Origin of the sequence: Halomonas smyrnensis AAD6, from assembly GCF_000265245.1 — a bacterium.
GTDB lineage: Bacteria > Pseudomonadota > Gammaproteobacteria > Pseudomonadales > Halomonadaceae > Halomonas > Halomonas smyrnensis.
In genome coordinates this window covers 232,991-255,742 of record NZ_AJKS02000004.1, presented here as the reverse complement: position 1 = coordinate 255,742, position 22,752 = coordinate 232,991, and the positions used below count along the sequence as shown (strand labels likewise).

Annotated in this window: 23 protein-coding genes; 16 read left to right on the top strand and 7 right to left on the bottom strand. The window is 69.4% G+C overall.

Annotated features, from left to right (window positions below; translation table 11 throughout):
* Positions 1-134: 134 nt before the first annotated feature.
* From UYS_RS17720 to UYS_RS0206785, 10 genes are all read left to right on the top strand, one after another.
* Entirely contained in the window at positions 135-542 is a 408-nt protein-coding gene (locus UYS_RS17720) for a response regulator transcription factor (RefSeq protein ID WP_016854761.1), read from the top strand.
* Entirely contained in the window at positions 539-871 is a 333-nt protein-coding gene (locus tag UYS_RS0206830) for a hypothetical protein (protein ID WP_016854760.1), read from the top strand. Before UYS_RS17720 ends, UYS_RS0206830 begins: the two co-directional genes overlap by 4 nt.
* Positions 868-1,164 (top strand): hypothetical protein, encoded by a 297-nt coding sequence (locus UYS_RS0206825; protein ID WP_192813915.1) that lies wholly within the window; start codon positions 868-870, stop codon positions 1,162-1,164. The genes UYS_RS0206830 and UYS_RS0206825 overlap by 4 nt, the downstream gene beginning before the upstream one ends.
* A 255-nt stretch (positions 1,165-1,419) precedes the next feature.
* Entirely contained in the window at positions 1,420-1,833 is a 414-nt protein-coding gene (locus UYS_RS0206820) for a hypothetical protein (protein ID WP_016854758.1), read from the top strand.
* Positions 1,830-2,330 carry a hypothetical protein gene (locus UYS_RS0206815; protein ID WP_016854757.1) on the top strand — a complete coding sequence of 167 codons (501 nt, stop codon included), beginning with the start codon at positions 1,830-1,832 and terminating at the stop codon, positions 2,328-2,330. The genes UYS_RS0206820 and UYS_RS0206815 overlap by 4 nt, the downstream gene beginning before the upstream one ends.
* Before the next feature lies 1 nt (position 2,331).
* Positions 2,332-2,532 (top strand): excisionase, encoded by a 201-nt coding sequence (locus UYS_RS0206810; protein WP_016854756.1) that lies wholly within the window; start codon positions 2,332-2,334, stop codon positions 2,530-2,532.
* Between the two features lies 1 nt (position 2,533).
* Complete coding sequence (locus UYS_RS0206805) at positions 2,534-3,667, top strand: phage integrase Arm DNA-binding domain-containing protein (RefSeq protein WP_016854755.1); 1,134 nt, start codon at positions 2,534-2,536, stop codon at positions 3,665-3,667.
* A gap of 439 nt (positions 3,668-4,106) precedes the next feature.
* Positions 4,107-4,232 carry a hypothetical protein gene (locus tag UYS_RS18970; protein ID WP_016854754.1) on the top strand — a complete coding sequence of 42 codons (126 nt, stop codon included), beginning with the start codon at positions 4,107-4,109 and terminating at the stop codon, positions 4,230-4,232.
* A 442-nt stretch (positions 4,233-4,674) separates the two neighbouring features.
* Entirely contained in the window at positions 4,675-4,923 is a 249-nt protein-coding gene (locus UYS_RS0206790) for a hypothetical protein (RefSeq protein WP_016854752.1), read from the top strand.
* A 31-nt stretch (positions 4,924-4,954) separates the two neighbouring features.
* Positions 4,955-5,149 carry a hypothetical protein gene (locus UYS_RS0206785; protein ID WP_016854751.1) on the top strand — a complete coding sequence of 65 codons (195 nt, stop codon included), beginning with the start codon at positions 4,955-4,957 and terminating at the stop codon, positions 5,147-5,149.
* A gap of 16 nt (positions 5,150-5,165) precedes the next feature.
* Here UYS_RS0206785 and UYS_RS0206780 read toward each other — a convergent pair whose 3' ends face one another.
* The 3 genes from UYS_RS0206780 to UYS_RS0206770 all read right to left on the bottom strand — a co-directional run bounded on the left by UYS_RS0206780 (position 5,166) and on the right by UYS_RS0206770 (position 8,170).
* The gene (locus UYS_RS0206780) at positions 5,166-5,771 is read right to left on the bottom strand and encodes a DUF938 domain-containing protein (protein ID WP_016854750.1); all 606 of its coding nucleotides are present in this window, start codon (positions 5,769-5,771) and stop codon (positions 5,166-5,168) included.
* 133 nt (positions 5,772-5,904) lie between these two features.
* Positions 5,905-6,900 carry a DUF2955 domain-containing protein gene (locus UYS_RS17035; RefSeq protein WP_237738432.1) on the bottom strand — a complete coding sequence of 332 codons (996 nt, stop codon included), beginning with the start codon at positions 6,898-6,900 and terminating at the stop codon, positions 5,905-5,907.
* A gap of 208 nt (positions 6,901-7,108) precedes the next feature.
* A complete protein-coding gene (locus UYS_RS0206770; RefSeq protein ID WP_016854748.1) occupies positions 7,109-8,170 on the bottom strand; it encodes an HlyD family secretion protein in 1,062 nt (353 codons plus the stop codon).
* A 266-nt stretch (positions 8,171-8,436) separates the two neighbouring features.
* Here UYS_RS0206770 and UYS_RS0206765 point away from each other — a divergent pair, with 266 nt between their 5' ends.
* A complete protein-coding gene (locus UYS_RS0206765; protein ID WP_016854747.1) occupies positions 8,437-9,771 on the top strand; it encodes a Na+/H+ antiporter family protein in 1,335 nt (444 codons plus the stop codon).
* A gap of 91 nt (positions 9,772-9,862) precedes the next feature.
* On the opposite strand, the gene UYS_RS0206760 is transcribed toward UYS_RS0206765, so the two are convergent.
* The gene (locus tag UYS_RS0206760; RefSeq protein WP_016854746.1) at positions 9,863-10,318 is read right to left on the bottom strand and encodes a YchJ family protein; all 456 of its coding nucleotides are present in this window, start codon (positions 10,316-10,318) and stop codon (positions 9,863-9,865) included.
* Between the two features lie 28 nt (positions 10,319-10,346).
* Positions 10,347-12,797 (bottom strand): ATP-dependent helicase HrpB, encoded by a 2,451-nt coding sequence (gene hrpB, locus UYS_RS0206755; RefSeq protein ID WP_016854745.1) that lies wholly within the window; start codon positions 12,795-12,797, stop codon positions 10,347-10,349.
* 249 nt (positions 12,798-13,046) lie between these two features.
* On the opposite strand from hrpB, the gene UYS_RS0206750 reads away from it, so the two are divergent.
* On the top strand, positions 13,047-14,423 hold the full coding sequence (locus UYS_RS0206750; protein WP_016854744.1) for an NCS2 family permease: 1,377 nt from the start codon (positions 13,047-13,049) through the stop codon (positions 14,421-14,423).
* Here the strand turns inward: UYS_RS0206750 and UYS_RS0206745 are convergent.
* Positions 14,410-15,096, bottom strand: a complete 687-nt coding sequence (locus tag UYS_RS0206745; protein WP_016854743.1) for a TetR/AcrR family transcriptional regulator — start codon at positions 15,094-15,096, stop codon at positions 14,410-14,412. The genes UYS_RS0206750 and UYS_RS0206745 overlap by 14 nt on opposite strands.
* Positions 15,097-15,301: 205 nt before the next feature.
* Here UYS_RS0206745 and xdhA point away from each other — a divergent pair, with 205 nt between their 5' ends.
* The 4 genes from xdhA to guaD all read left to right on the top strand — a co-directional run bounded on the left by xdhA (position 15,302) and on the right by guaD (position 21,656).
* A complete protein-coding gene (xdhA, locus tag UYS_RS0206740; protein ID WP_016854742.1) occupies positions 15,302-16,813 on the top strand; it encodes a xanthine dehydrogenase small subunit in 1,512 nt (503 codons plus the stop codon).
* The gene (gene xdhB / locus UYS_RS0206735) at positions 16,797-19,289 is read left to right on the top strand and encodes a xanthine dehydrogenase molybdopterin binding subunit (RefSeq protein WP_016854741.1); all 2,493 of its coding nucleotides are present in this window, start codon (positions 16,797-16,799) and stop codon (positions 19,287-19,289) included. The genes xdhA and xdhB overlap by 17 nt, the downstream gene beginning before the upstream one ends.
* A complete protein-coding gene (xdhC, locus tag UYS_RS0206730; RefSeq protein WP_016854740.1) occupies positions 19,276-20,133 on the top strand; it encodes a xanthine dehydrogenase accessory protein XdhC in 858 nt (285 codons plus the stop codon). Before xdhB ends, xdhC begins: the two co-directional genes overlap by 14 nt.
* Positions 20,134-20,330: 197 nt before the next feature.
* On the top strand, positions 20,331-21,656 hold the full coding sequence (guaD, locus tag UYS_RS0206725) for a guanine deaminase (protein WP_016854739.1): 1,326 nt from the start codon (positions 20,331-20,333) through the stop codon (positions 21,654-21,656).
* Positions 21,657-21,756: 100 nt separating this feature from the next.
* Here the strand turns inward: guaD and UYS_RS0206720 are convergent, their stop codons facing one another.
* Complete coding sequence (locus UYS_RS0206720; RefSeq protein WP_016854738.1) at positions 21,757-22,752, bottom strand: adenosine deaminase; 996 nt, start codon at positions 22,750-22,752, stop codon at positions 21,757-21,759.

Genomic DNA, 22,752 nt, shown 5'->3' with positions numbered 1-22,752 from the left:
CTTCATTACCAAACCCGCCCTCGAGGCGGGTTTTTTGTGTCCGCCTACCAAAAATTACCCATAGGTATTGACGAAATGTTTACCCATGGGTAATAGTTACCCCATCAGGTAACGACATGGATGGGGAACCTCTCATGGAACACACACCGCATCAGACCATCGAGTTCGCCGGCTTCCGATGCCGCGTCGGCGGCCGCGGGTCGAGCTGGCCCACCGCCAAGCAGGCGATGGTGCTGGCCGGCCTGGCCGCCGGGATGACGCAAAAGGAGATCGCCCGAGAGCGCCGGATCAGCCCGGCCACCGTGAAGAGCACCGCCGAGGCCATCTACTACCGGCTGAATGCCGCCCGCGCCGCTGACGCCATCGTGAAGGGCATGCGCCGCGGTTGGATCGCTCCGCTCGCCATCCTGCTGATGGTCGCCGACCTCCACGGCCAGGCGCTTCGTGCCCGCACCCAGGTCCGCACTCGCCAGCAGACCACCATCACCGTGCGCGCCAGCTCCGGCGGCCGCGGCCCCGACCTGGGGGAGCTGATCGCATGAGCACTTTCGCCGACAAGACCGCCCACCAGCTGATCCGCAATCGAGTCCACGACCTTACCGACCTGGCCGCCCAGATCGGCGAGAACACCTCGCTTTGCGCCAGCGCCGAGCAGTGCGGCATGAGCCACCTGGTCATGGTCACCGTCTACGAGCCGGCCGGCTTCGCGCCGCCGGCGGATGGTGTGCAGTGGACCACCCTCGCCACTCTGCGCGCCGCAATGCCCAAGTCCGGCAGCAGCCCACAAGCCACCGCAGGCGCCCTCGAGGACCTCGAGAAAATCGCCGCCGCGCTGCGCGAACTGCTCAAGGGGGTGACGCCATGCGCATGACACCCAACGATCAGCGCACCCTGGGGCTCGTCATCACGTTCGTCGCGCTGGTGGTGGGCGCCGCGCTGCTGCTTGCCATCGCCGCCATCACCCGGATGGACACTCAGGTCGCCAGCGCTGCGCACAGGCAGTATTGCGAGGACATCGCCCTGTGGCGCGCCGAGGTAGAGCGTGGCGTGCCGCTGAACCGCCGCGCCGGCCAGCCCGACTGGCAAGGCATCGCCGACGAGCACTGCCCTGCCCGACTGCAGCCCATGGACCACACCGCCCAGCGCCAGCTGGTGCAGTTCTAACAACCTTCCTACATCTCCGGTCGCCCTGGTCGCACCAGGGCCTCGCTCCAGGCATCGCCGGCCAGTGCCACGGGGATAGCGAGCAAAACGCCGGCAGCTGGCGACGAGTTTCCCCATCGCTCGGGCGCCAGCACCCCATCAGTTCCCTGCGTTTCCCGGCCTACGGGCCGGGCTTTTTCAGGGCAGCGGTGAGGCACTGAACGCACTTCTGCGTTGAGTGGCTGACCACTGGCTTGGCAATACGAGGAGGTCGCAATGCGCACCTGGAAGGAATGGACCACGCGCCAGCTCGCCATCCTGGATCGGGACTATCCCGACGGCGTGCCGCTGGACGTTATCGCCCTGCGCACCGGGCACACCATCTACGCCGTGAAAACCCGCGCCGCCGAGCGCGGCCTGACGCACCCCAATGGCAGCAGTCAGGCGTGCATCGCCCGCTTCGAGCGCCAGCACGGCAAGCCCCTCGCGCGGATCGCCCTCTGGTACCGCGAGCGGCGACTGCCTCGCACCGCCCTGGCCCGCGACATCGGCATCGAGATCAAGGCGCTGCGCACCGCCCTGGGCGACGAGCTGTGGCAGTCGTGGCCACGCATGACCATCGGCCGCATCGACGCCGCCCGGAAGCGGCGCGGGATCTCCAGCCGTCAGGAGAAGAAAAAGAGCGCATGACTCAGCCCACTCACACCCACAAGACCCAGGGCGGCCGCTTCGCCTTGGTCGGAGAGCAGCCGGGCGGCGGCGTGCTCGAGGGCCAGACGCTGGCCTGTTACCACGACCTGGACAAGGACTTGAAGAGCGTCACCACGCTGGAGGACTGGCATCGGCAGTGGAGGCCGATCGCGGCCGACGACTGCACCATCTGCCTCGGCAGCGGTACCGACCAGATCAAGGGCAACCAGCGGCAGCCATGCGGCGGCTGCTATGGCCTCGGCAAGGTGCGCCGCGACGGCGAGGCGCCGGCTGACATGTGGCAGCTGGCCGAGATCGCCGGCCGCCTGCTCCAGCGCCAGCAGACGGCCCTGCAGCGGCTGCACACCCTCGAGGCCATGCCTGAGGTGAAAGAGCTGGTGAAACAGCGTCAGGAAGCAGCCGTGGGCCAGCAGGAACAGCAATGGCGAGGAAGCCGCGGTCAAGGCCCCGGCGGCCAACGGAGAACGGGAGACTAAGATGATGGGAAAACTGATGGATCTCGATCAGTGGCGGCAGGCTCGCTTCGCCGGCAATCCGCCATCCATGACCACCGTGCGCCGCTGGTGCCGCGAGGGACACGTGCCCGCCAAGAAGATGGGCGGCACCTGGTTCATCGACCTAGATGCAGAGCGGCGCCAGACCGGCAACCCGCTGGCGGATAGCGTGCTGGAGGCTTGAGATGGCGCCACGGCCAAGGAAGCGCAAGAACAAGGGGCTGGAGCCCAACCTCTATGAGCGAGACGGCTACTACACGTATCGCCGCCCGGATACCGGCACTTGGCATGGGCTGGGCCGAGACCGCGCTCAGGCACAAGACGCCGCGAGAATCCTGAATGCCCGGCTCCACCAGGGCGTGGACTACGTGGCACGCGTGATGGGAGAGGAAGGCGACACCCTGGCCACCGCGGTGAAGGCCTGGCTCGCCGAATGGGTCGAGCCGGACAAGAAACTCTCGAAGTGGACGAAGCGCGCCAAGAAAGGCCGTGGCAACCGGCTGATCGAGGACGCCGGCGACATGCCGCTCGCCACGCTCGACACTCGCTGGTGCGCTCAGTATCTCGACGAGAACCACCAGGGCAGCGCCTATGTGCAGTATCGGGCCGTGCTCAAGCAGGTATGCCAATTCGCGCAGACAAAAGGCTGGCTGCAGACGAACCCCGTGGAGCCCACCCGCTCGAGCAACCAGTACGAGAAGGTCCGGCGGCGCCTCACGGTGGAGCAGTTCCAGGCCATCTACGCTCACGCTCCCGACTGGATGCAGATCGCGATGGAGCTCGGCCTCTTGTGCCTGTTCGGGCGCGCCGAAGCCGTCAACGCTCGCTTCGACGACGTGCGAGGCGACCGCCTGCACTACATCCGCCAGAAGACCAAGGAGCGAAGCAAGACAGCTTATGTGGCGATCGAGATAACGCCACCCGTCGAGGACCTCATCAAACGCGCTCGAGCCCTGCCACCGATGTCACCCTACATCGTGCACCGCCACCCCGAGCGGATGCGCAAGAGCGCCAGCAAGGATCACTGGACACAGCTCAGCGGCGACCAGCTGAGCAAGGAGTTCGCCCGGCTGCGGATGAAGGTGCCGAGCATCAAGCGCCTGCCGGAGAATGCCCGGCCGACGTTTCACGAGATCCGCGCCCTGGGCTCGCGTCTACAGGAACTCGCCGGCGCCGACGTGGCCGACATCCAGGTGCTGATGGGACACGCCGACCCGGACATGACGCAGGTCTACTTAGACGGCCACGACATCCGCTGGCAGCAGGCCAAGGGCACCTCCCTGAGCATGGCCGAACTGCTGTCAAAACCCAGCGCGTAACCTGTTGATTCGTATTGGCTGCGATGGCCATTTTGGCCGCCCCTTTAAAAGCCCTGTTTTCCCAACATCAACAATAACTTAAAGGATACTTGACGCAAAAATGGGGTTGCAAAGGTCGCTGGTTCGAATCCAGTCGCTCCGACCATCAAACATCTGAAAACGGCCACTTAGCTCATCAGAGCGGTGGCCGTTTTTCTTTGTCTGAATCTTTTCGACAGCCCCACCTTTTCCAACTGCGCTGCTCGCCGCCCGACGCCCTTGGTTTGCCAGTACGACGGGGCAGATAGAACAGCGCTTGCGCCGAGGGACACCGCTAGAGGCTGGGCACACACTAGGATGGCTCACCGCAGCAGCCTTGGGCGGCCGTGACAGGACTTGATCTCACCCACTGACGCATCCATAACTGTCCCACAGGCCACCCACCCTAGGAGCGCATGCCATGAAGAAAGCCATTGGGGCCGCGATTGCGAACTGGTTTCGCAAGCCCGAGAACCGTGAAAAGGCCCGGCAGGCGGCGAAGCAGGCCTATAGCCAGTACCGGAAGCGCAAGAATTCCGGCAAGTAGCCGAATACGCACAAGAGAATGGCGCGAATGCTCGTCGACCGTAGCCCCGACCGCCATGTGTCGTCAGCCCGGTGAAGCAACCGCGAGAAGCCGCCGAGACCGGCAGGAACGACGAAATAATCGAATGCCCAAACGCTAACCGGGAGCCCTGAGGGGCTCCCGGTTAGCATGCTCGATGGCACCCTTCGGCCTGGATGATCTCTCCTGGCCGATGCCGCCTCAGCCCATGTAGTGGGCGATGGCCTTTTCGGCTTCGTTCTTGGCGGCCGCCACGGCGGTCCAGTGATCGAGCACTTCGGGGGTCAGGGAAGTGGGCATGACAGACTCCTGTTTCAAACGTATGACTCGAGCCCAAGATTACCACGGCGGCCGCATGCCGCCATTCGCCTTTCGGCTACCCGGCGGCAATACTGCAGACGAGTCCATCCAGCGAGGGCACGACGTGCGCCACCACGAACAGACCCACATCGGCTTCGACGAGCACGGCAACGAATACGTCATCGACGAGTTTCACGACCGGCCGCACCTCGAGGGCCTTCAGCACGGCGGCGCCATCAGCCGGGGGCTGCCGACCTTCAGGACCCGCGACGGTCATGAGGTGGAGCGTCTGGGCCCGGGCGAGTTCTGCGTCCGCGTGCCCGGCGAGGAAAGCGGCGTCCCGGTGTGGACCCACGATCCCGAGCATGTCTGATAGGCTGGGCGCTCCCCAGAAGGAGCCCGACATGCCACGACTCGCGCCGACCGCCCTGCTCTGCCTCGCCCTGATGGCCGCTCTCGGCGGCTGCACCACCTACACCTGGCCCGACGGCCATCGTGAGACGGTCTGGGGCGTGCCCACCCAGGACGAGACCAAGACCGATCAGCAGAAGCGCGCCGAGGGCGTGCAGTATCGCGAGCCGGGCGAGCTGCCCGAGTGACGCCTCGGGCCTTCGATCAGGCTCCGTGCTTGCGAAAGACCAGGCACAGGTTGTTGGCCGGCATCTCCACCAGCCGCTCGAGGCCGAGCGCGTGACGCTCGGCCTCGGCGCTCACGTCCGCCAGATCGCGAATGCCCCAGCGCGGATCCCGCTCCCGCAGGTCGGCGTCGAACGCCAGGTTGCTGGAGGCCGTCGGGTGATCCGCCCGCAGGTAGGGGCCGTAGAGCAGCAGCATGCCGCCGGCCTCGAGCCGCTCCCCCGCCCGTGCCATCAGCGCCTCGGTCACCGCCCAGGGCGAGATATGGATCAGGTTGATGGCGACGATCGCCTCGAAGCGGCCCTCGGGCCAGTCGGCGGTGGCGTCCAGCGCCAGCGGCGCCCTCAGGTTGGGCAGCGCCACGGCCTCGCGCCAGGCGGCGATGGAGGCGCGGGCCTCCGGCGTCGGGTCGCTCGGCTGCCAGTCCCAGTCCGGCCGCGCCGCGGCGAAGTGGCAGGCATGCTCGCCGCTGCCGGAGGCCAGCTCGAGCACGCGCGCCGGGCCGGGCAGCGCCTCGGCCAGCACCTCGAGAATCGGCTGGCGGTTGCGGGCCGCGGCGGGGCTGTACAGTCGGGCATCGGTCATAATGGCCTCTGACAATCGGGTAAAGGAGAGTAAACGGCCGATGATAGCCGCATCGACCCTCGCCTCTCCAGCATCGGCCTCTCTGCGGCGCCACCCTCCTCCCCCCCCCGTGTGACCGCCGGCGGCGTCCGCCTCAGGACACCGTGTCCCGCGTCATCGGCGAGGCGTTCAGCAGGCGGTGCAGCACCGCCATCACTACCAGGGTGATGACCATGGCCACGCTCATCGAACTGAAGCGGTAGAGCGCGGCGTAGAAGACATCCTGGTTCGGCCCCAGATACTGGCCAAAGAGAATCCCGAGCGTCGTCAGGGCCCCGAAGCCGACCCCCGAGCCGCCGCCCTCGAGCAGATGGATGCGCGCGAACAGCATCAGGCCAATCCAGTAGCTGAGCATCACCAGCAGCAGATGATCGCTCTGGGTGAACAGCAGCAGCTGTATCAGGATCGCCAGGTTGCAGCCCAGCAGCGCGCCGATCGCCCGCTTGACCGCCGAGACCCTGGCATTGGGATAGCCCAGCGCGAAAAGGATCAGGATGGTGGCCATCTGCGCCGACAGCGAGTCCTTCAGGTCCAGGGTCTGGAAGACCGCGAACGACAGCGTGGCGGTGATGGCGCCGATCAGTGTCTGGTGGCGCACCAGCGAGGCCGGCTTGTCGACCGCCGGCGGCGGCTTGCGCCCTTCGGCGTCGGGAAACAGCAGGTACATCAGCGCCGCGATGCACACCGCCAGCATGCTGGCCACCACGTTGTTGGTCAGCAGGTCGAACAGGTTCCGACTCGGATAGCTGGCGAAGTGCAGCAATATGCTGAGGGTCAGCACGCCGTTGGCGCCGAACAGGAACAGCGGCCCCCTCGCCATCAGCCGGAAGCGCGAATAGAACAGCAGGAACGCCAGCCCGGTCATCACTACCGGCATGTGCTGAGTGAACCCGACCACCAGCGACACCTCGACCACGTTGATGCAGGCGTTGCCCAGGAACTGGCGCACCACATGGGGTTTGAAGACCGGCACCAGGCCCAGCAGGAACATCGGATAGACGGTATAGAAGACGCCGTAGTTCCAGTCCATCAGGTGGCTGATGGCGAAACCGATCATGCCGGCGAAGGCGATGCGCAGGCACTGGCGCATGTCGTTGACCGAGAAGCGCGACTCGCCGACTTCCTGCTCCTCCGGGGCATGGCCGCGGTGCGGCAGCACCAGCCCCGCCGAGCGCAGCAGCAGTCGCCTCAGGCCATGCACCAGCCCGGCCTGCGAACCCGCCGGCGAGGCCCGCTCGCCGGCCCCCGGCGCCGCCTCGCTCGCGGCATCCGGTCGTGCTTCGTCCCCGCCGGGACGATCAGTAGACATAGTGCAGCCAGGACATCAGGCGAATCTGCAAGCCCCCGAACAGCGCCGACAGCGGATTGGCCTCGGGCAGCAGCTGCACGGTGGCCCGCGCGCCGCTGACGGGCAGCGGCTCGGGCGGATGTTCCAGTTCGAGATGCAGGCGCACGCGCTGGGCGTCGCGCACCCAGCGATCGGTGGTCGGGATGTCCGCCAGGGTCCCGTCCGCGGCCAGCTGGCCGTCCTGGACGCCGGCATCCCGCGAGGCCACGCGCGCCTCGAACACCCGTCCCGGCAGCGCGTCGAACACCACTCGGGCCGCCTCGCCCTCGCGCACGTGGCGCAGGCTCTTCTCGCGCAGATCGGCCACCAGGTCGAGCCCGTCGCCCACCACCGCCAGGGCCGGCTGGCCGCGGGTCACGTAGTCGCCCTCGCGCAACTGAAGGTTGGTCACCACACCATCGCGGTCGGCGCGCACCAGGGTGTGCGTCAGGTCGAGTTCGGCCTGGTCGATGGCGTTGTCCGCCTGGCGCAGCTGCAGGTTGTTGTCGCCACGATCGCCGAGCTGCACCTCAAGCTGACGAATACGGGCCTGAGCCGCCGCCACCAAGGAGCGCGCCTGGCGCTCCTCGGCCACGATGCTGTCGACCTGCTGCTGGGAGATGCTGTGGCGACTGAGCATCGTCTCGGCCCGACGACGCTCGCCGGCCAGCTCCTCGGCCGAGGCCCGGGCCGCATCGAGATCGGCCCGGGCCTCGGCGAGATCGGCCTCGAGCAGGGTGTTGTCGCGTTCCACCGCCTCCCGGTCCAGCCGCGCCTGATGCAGCGCCAGCTCGAACGGCGCGCGATCGAGCGAGAACAGCACGTCGCCGCGCTCGACCCGCTGGTTGTTGGACACGGCCACCGTCTCGACCCGGGCCGATACCTCCGGCGCCACCCGCACCACGGGCCGCAGCACCCGCGCCTGCGGCGTCATCGGCATGTAGGTATCGGCAACCACGAAATAGACGAACAGCACGCAGAAGGCCGCCAGCGCGACTCGAACCCAGCGCGCGAAACTCTGATCTGGAGACATTGACCCCTTCCCGTCGATGAGGCCGGCCGAGACGGCCGGCGACGCAAAAGGGAAAGATGATAGCAATCCTTTTAGCAAGCTAAAAGATGTATCGCGATTGTATTGCCAACTACTTTCATGCTCGCTATTGATAGCGCCGCTTGCTGGCTCCCGGACGAGCATCGATGCCCCGTTCTGCGCGGCATGCCTGGCATCGCGAGTCGAGATGACTACAATGGACGGCTGCTTTTTTCGCCCATCCCCGACCTCCCCCGCAAGGAACCCTCATGAACGCCATCGTGCTTGCCATCCTGGTCATGGTCATTCTCAGCCTGATGCGAGTGTCCGTGGTCTTCGCGCTCATCGCCGCCACCCTGGTCGGCGGTCTCTACGCCGGCATGCCGATCGGCGAGATCATGGACGCCTTCAACGACGGCCTGGGCAACGGCGCCACCGTGGCCATCTCCTACGCCGTGCTCGGCGCCTTCGCCGTGGCCCTGTCACGCTCGGGCATCACCCAGCTGCTGTCGCAGAAGGCCATCGCCGGGCTCCACCTGGACCAAGGCATTCCCCGCCGCCGCACCATCGTCTACGTGCTGCTCGGCGTGCTGCTGGCCTTCTCGGTCAGCTCCCAGAACCTGATCCCGGTGCATATCGCCTTCATCCCGGTGCTGGTGCCGCCGCTGCTCAAGCTGATGAATCACCTCGAGCTCGACCGCCGCGCCGTGGCCTGCGTGATCACCTTCGGCATCACCGCGCCCTACATGCTGCTGCCGGTAGGCTTCGGCTCGATCTTCCTGCACGACATCCTGCTGACCAACCTCAACGACAACGGCCTCGACGTCAGCGCCGCCATGGTGCCCACGGCGATGATCGTGCCGATCGGCGGCATGGCGATCGGCCTCGTGGTCGCGATCCTGTTCAGCTATCGCGGCAAGCGCAGCTACGAGGATCGCGACCTGGCCCACGGCGACGAGACCCCGGCAGAGGCCGCCGGCCACCTCAAGCCCTGGCAGATCGCCGTGCTCGGCCTGTCGCTGGTCGGCACCGTGGTGGTGCAGCTGGTCAGCGGCTCCATGGTGCTCGGCGGCCTGTTCGGCTTCGCCGTGCTCTCCGTCAGCGGGGTGTTCCACTGGCACGAACAGGACGACATCTTCACCGAAGGCATGCGCATGATGGCGCTGGTCGGCTTCATCATGATCGCGGCGGCCGGCTTCGCCAGCGTGATGCAGGAAAGCGGCCAGGTGGAGACCCTGGTGACGAGCTCCACCGAACTGATCGGCGACAACAAGGGCCTGGCCGCGCTGGTCATGCTGCTGGTGGGCCTGTTCATCACCATGGGCATCGGCTCGTCGTTCTCGACCATCCCGATCATCGCCTCGATCTATGTGCCGCTGGCGATCGGCTTCGGCTTCTCGCCGATGGCCACCATCGCCCTGGTCGGTACCGCCGCCGCCCTAGGCGACGCCGGCTCGCCCGCCTCGGACTCCACCCTCGGCCCGACCGCCGGCCTCAACGCCGACGGCCAGCATGACCACATCTGGGACAGCGTGGTGCCGACCTTCCTGCACTACAACATCCCGCTGATCGGCTTCGGCTGGCTCGCCGCCATGACGCTGTAAGTCAGTCAGTCGCGTCACCATGCAAGAGGCCCCGCCGGGCGATACCGGCGGGGCCTCTTGCTTTCCGCAGAAGGGCTCGGCAACGCGAGACTCAGCCGCGCACGCAGCAGGCCTTGCCCTTCTTCCCGCTCCCGCACGGGCAGGGATCGTTGCGCCCCGGCTTGAGCCGCGCCACCGAGGGCTCGCCGTCCACGTAGACCCAGCGGCCCGCCTCGCGGCGAAAGCGCGAGCGCTCGTCCAATGCGCCCCAGCGACGACCCTCGCGGAAGGTGGCGCGAAAGTGCACCGTGCCGGTATCGCCCGCCTCGTCGTGATCGAGGATCTCGAGGCGCACCCACTGGGTCGGGTCATCGTCCGGCAGCGACGCCGGCCGCGTCTCGGGCGCCCAGCTCTGCAGCAGATAGTCGCTCAGGCCCAGGGCGAAGGCGCTGTAGCGCGAGCGCATCAGTGCCTCCGGGGTCGGTGCCGGCTCGCCGAGATGATAGCGGCCGCAGCAGGCGGCGAGCGTCAGGCCGCTGCCGCAGGGGCAGTCGTTCGATGTCGTCATCGGAATCTCGTATCCATCGTGAATGGGGTCAGGCGTTGCGTCGCTTGGTGCGCGCCGTGGCTTGGGCCGACCAGGGATCCTCCGGCCAGGGATGCTTGGGATAGCGACCACGCATGTCCTTGCGCACCTCGGGGTAGCCGTTGGCCCAGAAGCTCGCCAGGTCCGCGGTGACCTGCAGCGGGCGCCGCGCCGGCGACAGCAGGTGCAAAAGCGGCGCCACCCGGCCGTCGACCAGCCGCGGCGCGGCCTCCCAGCCGAACACCTCCTGCAGTTTCACCGCCAGCACCGGCGTCTCGCCGCGATAGTCCAGCGCCACCCGCGAGCCGCTGGGCACCGTCAGGTGGGTCGGCACCAGGGCGTCGAGCCGGGACGACTGGCCGCCGGCCAGGCCGTCGCGCAGGATGCGCGCGAACGGCAGCGCCTCGACCTCGTCAAGGCGAGTCAGCCCGGCCAGGTAGGGCCCGAGCCAGGCGTCCAGGTCGTCGAGCAGGGCCTCGTCGGACCAGTCCGGCCAGTCGTCGCCCAGGGTGCGGCGCAGCAGCAGGACCCGAGCCCGCAGCTGCTCGGTGGCCTCGTCGAACGGCAGCCCGCGCCGGCGCACCGCCTCGAGCAGCGCCTGCCGGGCGGTCTCCGGCGGCAGCGTCGTCAGCGGCCGGCGCTCGAGCACCACGGCGCCGAGCCCGCGGCGCCGCTCGCCGACCAGCCGCCCGCGCTCGTCGGACCATTCGAGATGATCGCGCCACTGGCCGGCCTCGGGATGCAGCGCCGTCAGCCGCGCCTCGTCCAGGGCCGCGGCGCGGAAGATCCGCCCGCCGCCGCCCTCGCCGTCCAGGGCCACCGCCACCAGCAGCTCGGCGTGGGCCAGCGGGTGGGACTCGGGCAGCGTGGCCTGCCCGCCGCCGGCCAGCCGGAAGCGGCCCGGCGAGAGCCGCTGGGCGATGCGCTCGGGCCAGGCCAGCGCCAGCAGCTCGCCGAGCGCCTCCATCCGGGGCGACGACAGCCGGCAGCCCATCAGGCTCGCCAGGCGTTTCGCATCGCGCTGCCAGGCGCGATCCTCGCCGGGGCTGGCGAAGCGCTTCTCCAGTGCCGCGGCCAGGTCGCGCTCGTCGTCGGCACCGCGCCCCTCGAGCAGCGCCGCCAGGCCGCAGGCCAGGGCCGCCGCGTCGAGCTCGGACGCGCGCTGAAGCATCACCGCCAGCCGCGGGTGGGTCGGCCAGCGCGTCGAGGCGCGGCCCAGCGCCGTCAGCCGATGGGCGTCGTCCAGCACGCCGAGGCCGCGCAGCAGCTCGCGCCCGGCAGCGAGCGCCCCCGCAGGCGGCGGCGTGATCCAGGTCAGCGACTGGGGGTCGGTGATGCCCCAGCGCGCCAGCTCGAACGCCAGCGGCGCCAGGTCGGCCTGTCGCATCTCCGGCTCGCGGTCCGGCACCAGCGGCTGCTCCTCGGCCCACAGCCGATAGCAGACGCCGGGGCCCTGGCGACCGGCGCGGCCCCGGCGCTGGTCGGCGCTGGCCCGGTTTACCCGCCGGGTCTCGAGCCGCGTCAGGCCGGTGCGCGGCTGGAACACCGGCAGCCGTTCCTGGCCGGCGTCGATCACCAGCCGCACGCCGGGCACCGTGACGCTCGACTCGGCGATGGCGGTGGCCAGCACCACCCGGCGACGGCCCTCGGGATCGGGCGCCAGCGCCCGTCGTTGGGCGTCCAGCGGCAGCCGGCCGTGAAGCTCGTGGATCGCGGCATCGGGCAGCCGATCGGCCAGCGCCCGCGCCAGGCGGCGGATCTCGCCGACGCCCGGCAGGATCACCAGGGCGTCGCCGTCATCGGCCGCCAGCGCCTCGGCCACCACCGCCGCCTGATGGCGCGAGGCCTCGTCACGACGCTTCGGAGGACGGTGATGGGTGGCGACCGGAAACTGGCGCCCCTCGCTCTCGATCACCGGCGTGTCCTCGCCGAGCACCGCGGTCAGCGAGGCCACGTCCAGGGTCGCCGACATCACCAGCAGGCGCAGGTCGTCGCGCACCGACTGGGCGTCGAGGGTCAGCGCCAGGCCGAGGTCGGCCTCGAGGCTGCGCTCGTGGAACTCGTCGAAGATCACCCCGGCCACGCCCTCGAGCAGCGGGTCCTCCTGAAGCATGCGCGTCAGCACGCCCTGGGTGACCACCTCGAGGCGCGTCTCGGGCCCGACGCGAGACTCGCCGCGCATCCGGTAGCCCACCGTCTGGCCGACGCTCTCGCCCAGGGAATCGGCCATGTGACCCGCCGCCAGCCGGGCGGCCACGCGGCGCGGCTCGAGCAGCAAGAGGCGCTGTCCGCGGCACCAGTCGGCCTCGAGCAGCGCGAGCGGCACGCGGGTGGTCTTGCCGGCGCCGGGCTCGGCCACCAGCAGGGCACGGGTGTGCCCGGCCAGCGAGCCCTGGATGTCGGCCAGCCTCGCCTCGATGGGCAGGCCGGTCGGAGTCGCGTCATTCACGCCTGTGGTCATGCGGATCTCGTGTCGTATGCCTGGAGAGAAAGGGGGTTCCAGGTGCCATTTTGTCGAGCCTGGGGCGTCGTGGACAGGTCAAGAGCCAGTTTTCGTCGACGGATCCCACTCGGCGACATCGACCGCCGAGTCCGATACCCGCCTCGCTTGCACGCCGGCGGGCCAGCGGCTAGCCTTGATCTTCGCTGATCTTGACCAAAAGGTCAGAAAATTGCCTCACATCACCCACAACAACAACAGGGTATCGGCATGCAACAGACCTCTCCCCGCGCCGACGGGGCGCTCAACGCGGACGCACCCTCGCGGCAGCCCAGCCTGCCTCTCCTCGATCGGTGGTTCGGCGTCACCCGCCGCGGCTCGACGCTAAAGACCGAGCTGCTGGCCGGCATCGCCACCTTCCTGGCCGGGATGTACATCATCGTGGTCAATCCCGCCGTGCTCTCGGACGCCGGCATCCCCTTCTCCGCGGCGTTGTCCGCCACCGTGCTGATCAGCTTCATGAGCAGCCTGGCGATGGGCCTCTACGCCCGCAACCCCATCCTGGTCGCCCCGGGCATGGGCATGAACGCGCTGTTCACCTACACCCTGGTGCTGGGCGCCGGCCTCAGCTGGGAAGTCGCGCTGGGCTGCGTGTTCTGGTCGGGGGTGCTGTTCGCCCTGCTCGCGGTGTTCAACGTGCGCCGCGCCATCATCGAGGCCATCCCCGCCTCGCTGCGCTACGCCATCACCTGCGGCATCGGGCTGTTCATCACCTTCATCGGGCTGCAGAACGCCGGCTTCATCGTCGGCAGTGACGCCACCCTGGTATCGCTCGGCACCATGGACGCCTCTCTCGCCACCTTCTTCCTCGGACTGATGGCCACCGCGGTGTTCGTGATCCTGCGCTTCAACGGCGCGCTGATCATGGGCATCGCCCTGACCACGCTGATGGCCGCGCCCATGGGCCGGCTGTGGGGCGACGAGGTGATGGTGGCCTGGAACGGCCTGGCCGCCTGGCCAGACTTCGGCACCGTGATGCAGGTCGACATCCTCGGCGCGCTGAAGGTGGCCTATCTGCCGTTCATCTTCGTGATGCTGTTCACCAACTTCTTCGACGCCCTGTCGTGCTTCATGGCGCTGTCGGAATCGGCGGACCTCAAGGACGAGGACGGCAACCCGCGCCACCTCAAGCGCTCGATGACGGTGGATGCCTTCGCCTCGATGATCGCCGCGCCGCTCGGCACCAGCGCCGCCCAGACCTTCATCGAGTCGGGCGCCGGCGTCGCCCAGGGCGGCCGCACCGGCCTGGTGGCGGTGGTCATCGCGCTGCTGTTCCTGCCCTTCCTGTTCCTCTCGCCGCTGCTGTCGCTGGTGCCCGGCATCGCCACCGCCCCGGCGCTGGTGCTGGTCGGCCTGTTCATGATGGCGCCGGTGGCGAAGATCGACTGGCAGCGCTTCGACCAGGCCTTTCCCGCCTTCCTGGCCATCATCCTGATGCCGCTGACCTACTCGATCACCCTCGGCATCGCCTTCGGCTTCATGAGCTTCGTGCTGATCAAGGTGGCCACCGGACGCCTCGAGGACATCCGACCGGCGATGTGGGTGTCGGCGGCGCTGTCGGTGCTGCTGCTGGTCACCGCTCAGTAAGCGACGCCTCGTCGGCCGGCGCGCGGTCGGCGGGGTGCTTCACCCCGCAGCCCTTGATCACCACCCGGGTCAGGAACTCGGTGATGCGCTCGATATCCTCGTCGGAGAGTGCCTCATGGCCGGTGATGCCCCGCACCTGGGCCTCGAAGTCGGCGTAGTGCTGGGTCGAGGACCAGATCAGAAAGATCAGCCACACCGGGTCGACCGGGTCCATCAGGCCCCGCTCGGCCCACTGGCGAAACACCGCCGCGCGGCTGTGCACCCAGTCGCGCAGCTCGCCGCTCAGGAACTCCTGCAGGAAGGGCGCGCCGCCGATGATCTCGCTGGCGAACAGCCGTGAGCCCTCGGGATACCGGCGCGACATCCACATCTTCGAGCGGATGAAGGCCGACAGCACCTCGGCCGGGTCGTCGTCGGCCGAGATGTCGTCGAGCATGGCGTTCCAGCGCTCCATCACCTGCTCCAGCAGGCGCACGTAGAGCCTGCGCTTGCTGCCCATGTAGTAGAGGACATTGGACTTGGGCAGCCCCGCCTGCTCGGCGATCTCCTGCACGCTGGCCCCGCGATAGCCGTGCCGGGCGAAGACCCGCTCCGCCGCCGCCAGGATCGCCTGCTCGTTGCGCCGACGGATGGCGCCGCCTTCCTGTTCACTGCCGTTGTCTGCCTTGGCCATGGGCCCTCGCTGTCGGTACCGATCCTGGGGGCAAAGAGTGCCTCAGGGCCCGGCATCAAGGCAATTCGGCATCACCGCCGACGCCCGATCGGGGGAGAAAACGGCACCGAGAGGCGCCAGACACTTGCCAAAGCTGACCACACGGTCAAGAATTAGATCATCTCCTGATTCCCGGCCACTACAACCACAATCGGAGCCGACACCCATGATCGACTTCTACCTCAACGGCAGGCGTCAGCGCTGTCGCGACGTCAGCGCCGACACCAGCACCCTCGAGCTGCTGCGCGAAGGCCTCGGCCAGACCGGCACCAAGGAAGGCTGCGCCTCCGGCGACTGCGGCGCCTGCACCGTGGCGATCGGCGAACCCGGTGAGGACGGCGAGCTGGTCTATCACAACGCCAACGCCTGCCTGACCCCGGCCCACCAGCTCGACGGCTGCCACCTGGTCACCGTCGAGGGACTGGCCAGCGGCGAGCGGCTGCACCCCGCCCAGGCGGCGATGGTCGACTGCCACGGCAGCCAGTGCGGCTTCTGCACCCCGGGGATCGTGATGTCGCTGTTCACCCTCTACGAGGATCAGCGGCGCCGACCTGCCCCGCTGAACCAGGCGCGCCTCGAGGAGGCCCTGGGCGGCAACCTGTGCCGCTGCACCGGCTACCGACCGATCCGCGACGCCGCCCTCGCCATGGGTGACTATCCGGCGGCCGACCCCGCCTGGGCCGAGGACGCGGGCCTCGCCGGCCACGTCGCCTGCCTGCGCCAGCCCCGCGACGGCGAGCCGGCCGCGGCGGGCCACGACGTCAGCCACTACGTCACGCCCCGGGACCTCGAGGCCCTGCGCGCGCTGAAAGCCGAGCGCCCCGACGCCCGGCTGGTGGCCGGCGGCACCGACCTGTGGCTCGAGGCCACCCAGCAGCTCAAGGCGCTGGACGACCTGATCGACGTGCGCCGTGTCGCCGAGCTCAACGCCATCGAGGAGACCGAGGCCGGCTGGTGGGTCGGCGCATCGGTCACCCTGGCCCGGCTGACGCCGCTGCTCGCCGAGCCCTATCCGGCCTTCGTGCACCTGATGCACCGCTTCGCCTCCTCGCAGATCCGCCACCGCGCCACGCTCGGCGGCAACATCGCCAACGCCTCGCCGATCGGCGACACCCCGCCGGTGCTGCTGGCCCTCGATGCCATACTGCGTCTCGACGGCCCCGGCGGCCCGCGCGAGCTGCCGCTGTCCGATTTCTTCCTCGACTACCGCCAGACGGCGCTGGCCGACGACGAGTTCATCGCCGCCGTCTTCCTGCCGCGCCCGAGTGCGGCGCAGAATCTCAAAGTCTGGAAGCTGTCGAAACGACGTGAGGACGACATCTCCGCGGTGCTCGCCGCCTTCGCCTGGCGCCTGGAAGACGGCGTGATGCGCGACGTCCACCTGGCCTTCGGCGGCATGGCGGCCGTGCCCCGCCGCGCCCCCGCCGCCGAGGCCGCGCTGGAGGGCCGGGCTCCGGACGCCGAGGCCTTCGCCGCCGCCCGGGCGGCGCTCGGCGAGGAGCTCGCGCCGATGTCCGACGTGCGCGGCAGCGCCGAGTACCGCCGCCTGGCCGCCGGCAACCTGCTCGAGCGGCTGCGGCTGATGATCGCCGCCGAACATGGCCCCATCGACGACAACGGCGCCAACGACAACAACGATTCCGCGACCAAGGTGACTCTCGATGCGTACGCTCACTGACATTCCCCAAGACACCTCACGGCGGAACCAGGGCGACGCGCCGCTGGCCCGGGAGACCGTCGCGGCCCGGGGCGGCGCCGGCAGCGCCCGCGCCCACGAGAGCGCCGTCAAGCACGTGACCGGCCGCGCACCCTATATCGACGACATCGCCACCCCGGCCAACGCCCTGCACGTGGCGGTGGGCTTCTCGCCGGTGGCCCACGGCCGCCTGACCCGGCTCGACCTGGACGGGGTGCGCGACGCGCCGGGCGTGGTGGACGTGATCACCCTGGCCGACGTGCCCGGCCATACCGACATCGGCCCGGTGTTCCCGGGCGACCCGATCTTCGCCAGTGAGGAGATCAGCTACCTCGGCCAGAGCCTGTTCGCGGTGGCGGCGGAGAGCCACCGCGCGGCACGGCTGGCGGTCAGGGAGGCGATCGTCGAGATCGACGAGCAGCCGGCGTCGCTGGACCCGGTGGCCGCCGCCGAGCGCGAGGAGTTCGTGCGCCCCACCCACGTGCACCAGCGTGGCGACTGGCAGCACGCCCTGAACGAGGCGCCCCATGTGCTGGAGGGCGAGCAGTTCGTCGGCGGCCAGGAGCACTTCTACCTCGAGGGCCAGGCCTGCCTGGTGGTGCCCTCCGAGGACGAGGGCGTGATGGTCTACACCTCCAACCAGCACCCCAGCGAGAGCCAGAAGCTGGTCGCCGAGGTGCTCGGCGTGCCCTTCCACGCGGTGACCATGGAGATGCGACGCATGGGCGGCGGCTTCGGCGGCAAGGAGACCCAGGCCTCGCCCTGGGCCTGCATCGCCGCGCTGATCGCCCGGCGCACGAACCGCCCGGCCAAGCTGCGCCTGCCCCGGGCCGAGGACCTGTGCGCCACCGGCAAGCGCCACCCCTTCCATAACCGCTATCGCCTCGGCTTCGACGAGCGCGGCGTGCTGGCCGGCGGCGATATCACTGTGATCGGCGACTGCGGCTACTCGCCGGACCTGTCCGAGGCGATCGTCGACCGCGCCATGTTCCACGCGGACAACGCCTACTCGCTGGGCGAGGCCCGGGTGACCGGCCAGCGCGCCCGCACCCACAAGGCCTCCAACACCGCCTTCCGCGGCTTCGGCGGCCCCCAGGGCATGATGATCATCGAGCGCGCCATGGACGACATCGCCCGCCATCTCGGCGAGGACCCGCTGACCGTGCGCAAGCGCAACCTGTATCGGGCCAAGGGCGAAGACGGCGCGCCGCTGGACGTCACCCGCGATATCACCCACTACGGCCAGCGCGTCGAGCAGCTCACCCTGCTGCACGACCTGATCGACCAGCTCGAGCGGAGCAGCGACTACTGGGCGCGGCGCCGAGAGATCACCGCCTTCAACGCGGCAAGCCCGATCATCAAGCGCGGCCTGGCGCTGACGCCGGTGAAGTTCGGCATCTCCTTCACCGCCCAGCACCTCAACCAGGCCGGCGCGCTGCTGCACGTCTATACTGACGGCAGCGTGCTGATCAATCACGGCGGCACCGAGATGGGCCAGGGCCTGCACACCAAGGTGTGCCAGGTGGTGGCCCGGGAGCTGGGCCTCGACCTGGAACGCGTGCGCATCAGCGCCACCCGCACCGACAAGGTGCCCAATACCTCGCCCACCGCCGCTTCCAGCGGCGCCGACCTCAACGGCCAGGCGGCCCGCGACGCGGCGAGCAAGCTGCGCGAGCGGCTGTTCGACTTCGCCGCCGGCCACTTCGACCGGGAGGCGGGCGGGCTCGACCGCGAGACCATGCGCCTGGAGGACGGCCAGCTGGTGGCCGGGCTCGGCGAGGCCGAGACGCGCATCCCCTGGGGCGAGCTGGTCCAGGCCGCCTATATCGGCCGCGTCTCGCTGTCCGAGAAGGGCTTCTATGCCACGCCCCTGATCCACTACGACCGCGCCACCGGCCGCGGCCGGCCCTTCTACTACTATGCCTTTGGGGCCGCCGTGGCCGAGGTCGAGGTCGACACCCTGTCCGGCGAGTACCGCGTCAGCCGCGCCGATATCCTTCACGACGTGGGCGATTCGCTGAACCCGGCCATCGACATCGGCCAGATCGAGGGCGGCTTCATCCAGGGCATGGGCTGGCTGACCAGCGAGGAGCTGGTCTGGAACGAGGCCGGCCGGCTGGTCTCCGACGGCCCGGCCACCTACAAGATTCCGGCCTTCGGCGACCTGCCCGAGACCTTCAACGTCGCGCTGATGCAGGGCCATCCCAACTCCCAGGCCAGCATCTATCGCTCCAAGGCCGTGGGCGAGCCGCCCTTCATGCTCGGCATCTCGGTGTGGTCGGCGCTGCGCGATGCCCTCTCGAGTCTCGCCGACTATCGCGTCAGCCCGGCGCTGGACACGCCCGCCACCCCGGAGCGTGTACTGATGGCCGCCGAGTCCCTCAGTAGGACCCGCACCAGCGCCGATGCCGAGCGTGGCGCCGCCCATGACGAGAGGTCTGACCATGCACCCGCCTGAGCCCTGGTACACGGCGCTCGCCCGCCTGCAGCGCGAGGCGCGCCCCCACGCCCTGGCCAGCGTGGTGGGCGTGGCCGGCTCCACCCCGCGGGAGCCCGGCGCCAAGATGGTGGTCACCGCCGACGATGTCCACGACACCCTGGGCGGCGGCCACTTCGAGCAGCAGGTGATCGAGGCCGCCCGCGAGGCGCTGGCCAGCGGACGCCGCGACACCCGGCTAGAGGCCTTCCCGTTGGGCGGGCGCTCCGGTCAGTGCTGCGGCGGCTACGTGCACGTGCTGATCGAACCGTTCGCCGGCGCCGAGATGGAGATCGCGCTGTTCGGTGCCGGCCACGTCGGCCGGGCGCTGATCCAGGCGCTGGCCCCGCTGCCCTGGCGCATCCGCTGGTTCGACAGCCGCGACCACGCCTTCCCGGATGACGTCGCCGACCGCGACCGGCTGCAGCATGTCCGCCTGGCGGCCGGTGCCGAGGGCGCGGAGGCCGCGGTGGCGTCGCTGCCGGCCGGCTGCCACGCCCTGGTGATGACCCACGATCACGCCGAGGATCGCGCCCTGGTCGACGCCCTGCTGCGGCGCGGCGACTGCGCCTCGATCGGCCTGATCGGCTCCGACAGCAAGTGGGCGAGCTTCAAGAGCCGGCTGCGCGACGCCGGCCACGACGAGGCCGCACTGGCAACGGTGCGCTGCCCGATCGGCGTGCCCGGCGCCCACGGCAAGCGGCCCTGCGAGATCGCCCTGGCGGTGGCCGCCGAGCTCTTGACGCTCAAGCCCGACAGCGAGCGCGACGACCGCCGCGGCGTCGCCCCGGAGGCGCTGCGCCAGGCGTTTCCATCAAGAACTTAGAGCCACACCGATGAGCACCGGGGATAAGGCGCAGCGAGGGTTTTTGCCATGGATGGCAAAAGTAGCGCCCAGGGAAGGGTTCACAGCGCCTCGCTAAGGCTTGTCGCCGGGTAAGCTCATCGCCTGAACATTCGCCAAGACCCAACAGAATCCGACTTTTCCATGCGCCGGCCAAGCGGCGTTCAGCGGAGAGATTGATGACCGACCCCCAACCCCACATGCGCCTGCTGCGCGGCCCGCTGCTGAGCTTCGACGCCGACCCGGGCGAGGACGACGCCCCGGCCGCGGGCAGCGTGCGCCATCTGGAAGACGGCGCCGTCTGGCTGGTCGACGGCCGCATCCACGCCGTGGCCGACCACGCCGAGCTGGCCCCGCACCTGCCGGCGGACATCGAGACCGTGGACTATGGCGACAAGCTGATGATGCCGGGCTTCATCGACAGCCACGTGCACTACGCCCAGCTCGACATCATGGCCTCCTACGGCCGCCAGCTGCTCGACTGGCTCAACGACTACACCTTCCCGGAGGAGTGTCGCTTCGCCGAGCGCGCCCACGCCGAGGCAGTGGCCGAGGCCTTCCTCGGCGAGACCCTGCGCGCCGGCACCACCACCGCCCAGGTGTTCTGCACCTCGCACCCCGGCTCGGTGGACGCCTTCTTCACCGCCGCCCGGGCCCGCGGCCTGCGCATGCTGGCCGGCAAGGTGCTGATGGATCGCCACGCCCCCGAGGCGCTGGTCGACGATCCCCTCGGGGGGCTGGCCGACAGCGAGCGGCTGATCGGCGACTGGCACGGCCGGGACCGCCTCGGCTACAGCCTGACCCCGCGCTTCGCGCCCACCTCCAGCCGCGAGCAGCTCGAGGCCACCGGCGCGGTGCTGCGCAACGCCCCGGATCTTCACCTGCAGACCCACCTCTCGGAGAACGAGGGCGAGATCGCCTGGGTCGGCGAGCTGTTTCCCGAATGCGAAGACTATCTGGGGGTCTACGAGCGCTACGGCCTGGTGGGGCCGCGCAGCACCTTCGCCCACGGCATCCACCTCGACCAGCCGATGCGCCGCCGGCTGGCCGGGGCCGGCGCCAACGTCGCCTTCTGCCCGACCTCCAACCTGTTCCTCGGCAGCGGGCTGTTCGACCGCCTGGCCTGCCGCGAGGCGGGGCTCGCCACCACGCTCGCCAGCGACGTGGGCGCCGGCACCGATCTCTCGGGGCTCGCCACCCTCAAGGCCGCCTATCAGGTCGGCCAGCTGCGCGGCCAGCCGCTCACCGCCTGGCAGGGCTTCTACCGGCTGACGCTAAGCAACGCCCGGGCCCTGCACCTGGACGACCGCATCGGCCGCCTGCGCGAGGGCCATGAAGCCGACCTCGTGGTCCTCGACCCACAGGCCACGCCGCTGCTGGCCCGACGCACCGCCCGCTGCCGGACTCTCGCCGAGACGCTGTTCGCGCTGATGATGCTGGGCGACGACCGCACCGTGTACGCCACCTGGGCCAACGGCCGGCGAGTGCATCAGCGAGACACCTGATCTCCCCCTGCACACGCCAGGCATGAATGACCGGCACGAACCGGCATGAAAAAAGGGCGGCGCCGAAGCGCCGCCCTTTTTTCATCGATGCCCGCCGACATCAGCCGCAGGCCGCGAGCCTGGCGCGAAGTTCCGAGCGGCGCTCCTCGCTCATGAAGGCCGCCTCGATCGCGTTGCCGGCGAGCCGGCCGAAGGTCTCCCGGGACCAGCCGAAGGCGCGCTGGCAGGCCTCGAAATTTTCCAGCATGCCGCCGCCGAAGTAGGCGGGGTCGTCGGAATTGAGCGTCAGGTTGAGGCCGGCCTCGAGCATCGCCGGCAGCGGATGCGCCTCCATGCGCTCGACCACCTTGAGCCGCAGGTTCGAGAGCGGGCAGACGGTCAGCACCATGGCCTCGTCGCGCAGCCGCGCGACCAGCGCCTCGTCCTCCAGGCAGCGCACGCCGTGATCGATGCGGCAGACGTCGAGCACGTCCAGCGCCTCATGGATATAGGCGGGTGGCCCCTCCTCGCCGGCGTGGGCGACCCGGGCCAGGCCCAGCTCACCGGCGCGGCGGAACGCCTCGGTGAACTTGCCCGGCGGATGGCCGACCTCGGCGCTGTCGAGGCCCACGGCGTCGATCCGGTCGAGATAGGGCGCGGCCTGCTCCAGCAGCACCTCGGCCTCCTCGGCCGGCCGGTCGCGCAGGAAGGCGAGGATCATCGCCGTGGACAGGTCCAGCTCGTCCTCGGCGCGACGGCGGGCGCGCTCGAGCCCCGCCATCACCGCCTCCAGCGCCACGCCCCGCGACAGATGCGCCTGGGGGTCGACGTGCATCTCCACGTGCACCACGCCTTCGGCGGCGGCGCGCCGGAAGTAGTCCATGGCCAGGTCCTCGAAGTCCCGGGCGGTGAGCAGCACGCTCATGCCCTGGAAATAGAGGTCCAGGAAGGACTGCAGGTCGTCGAAATCGTAGGCGGCGCGCACCTCCTCCACCGAGGCGTAGGGCAGCGTCACGCCGTTGCGCTCGGCGAGCGCCATCATCAGTTCGGGTTCCAGGGTGCCCTCGATGTGCAGATGCAGCTCGGCCTTGGGCAGGGCCTTCAGGAAATCCCGCAT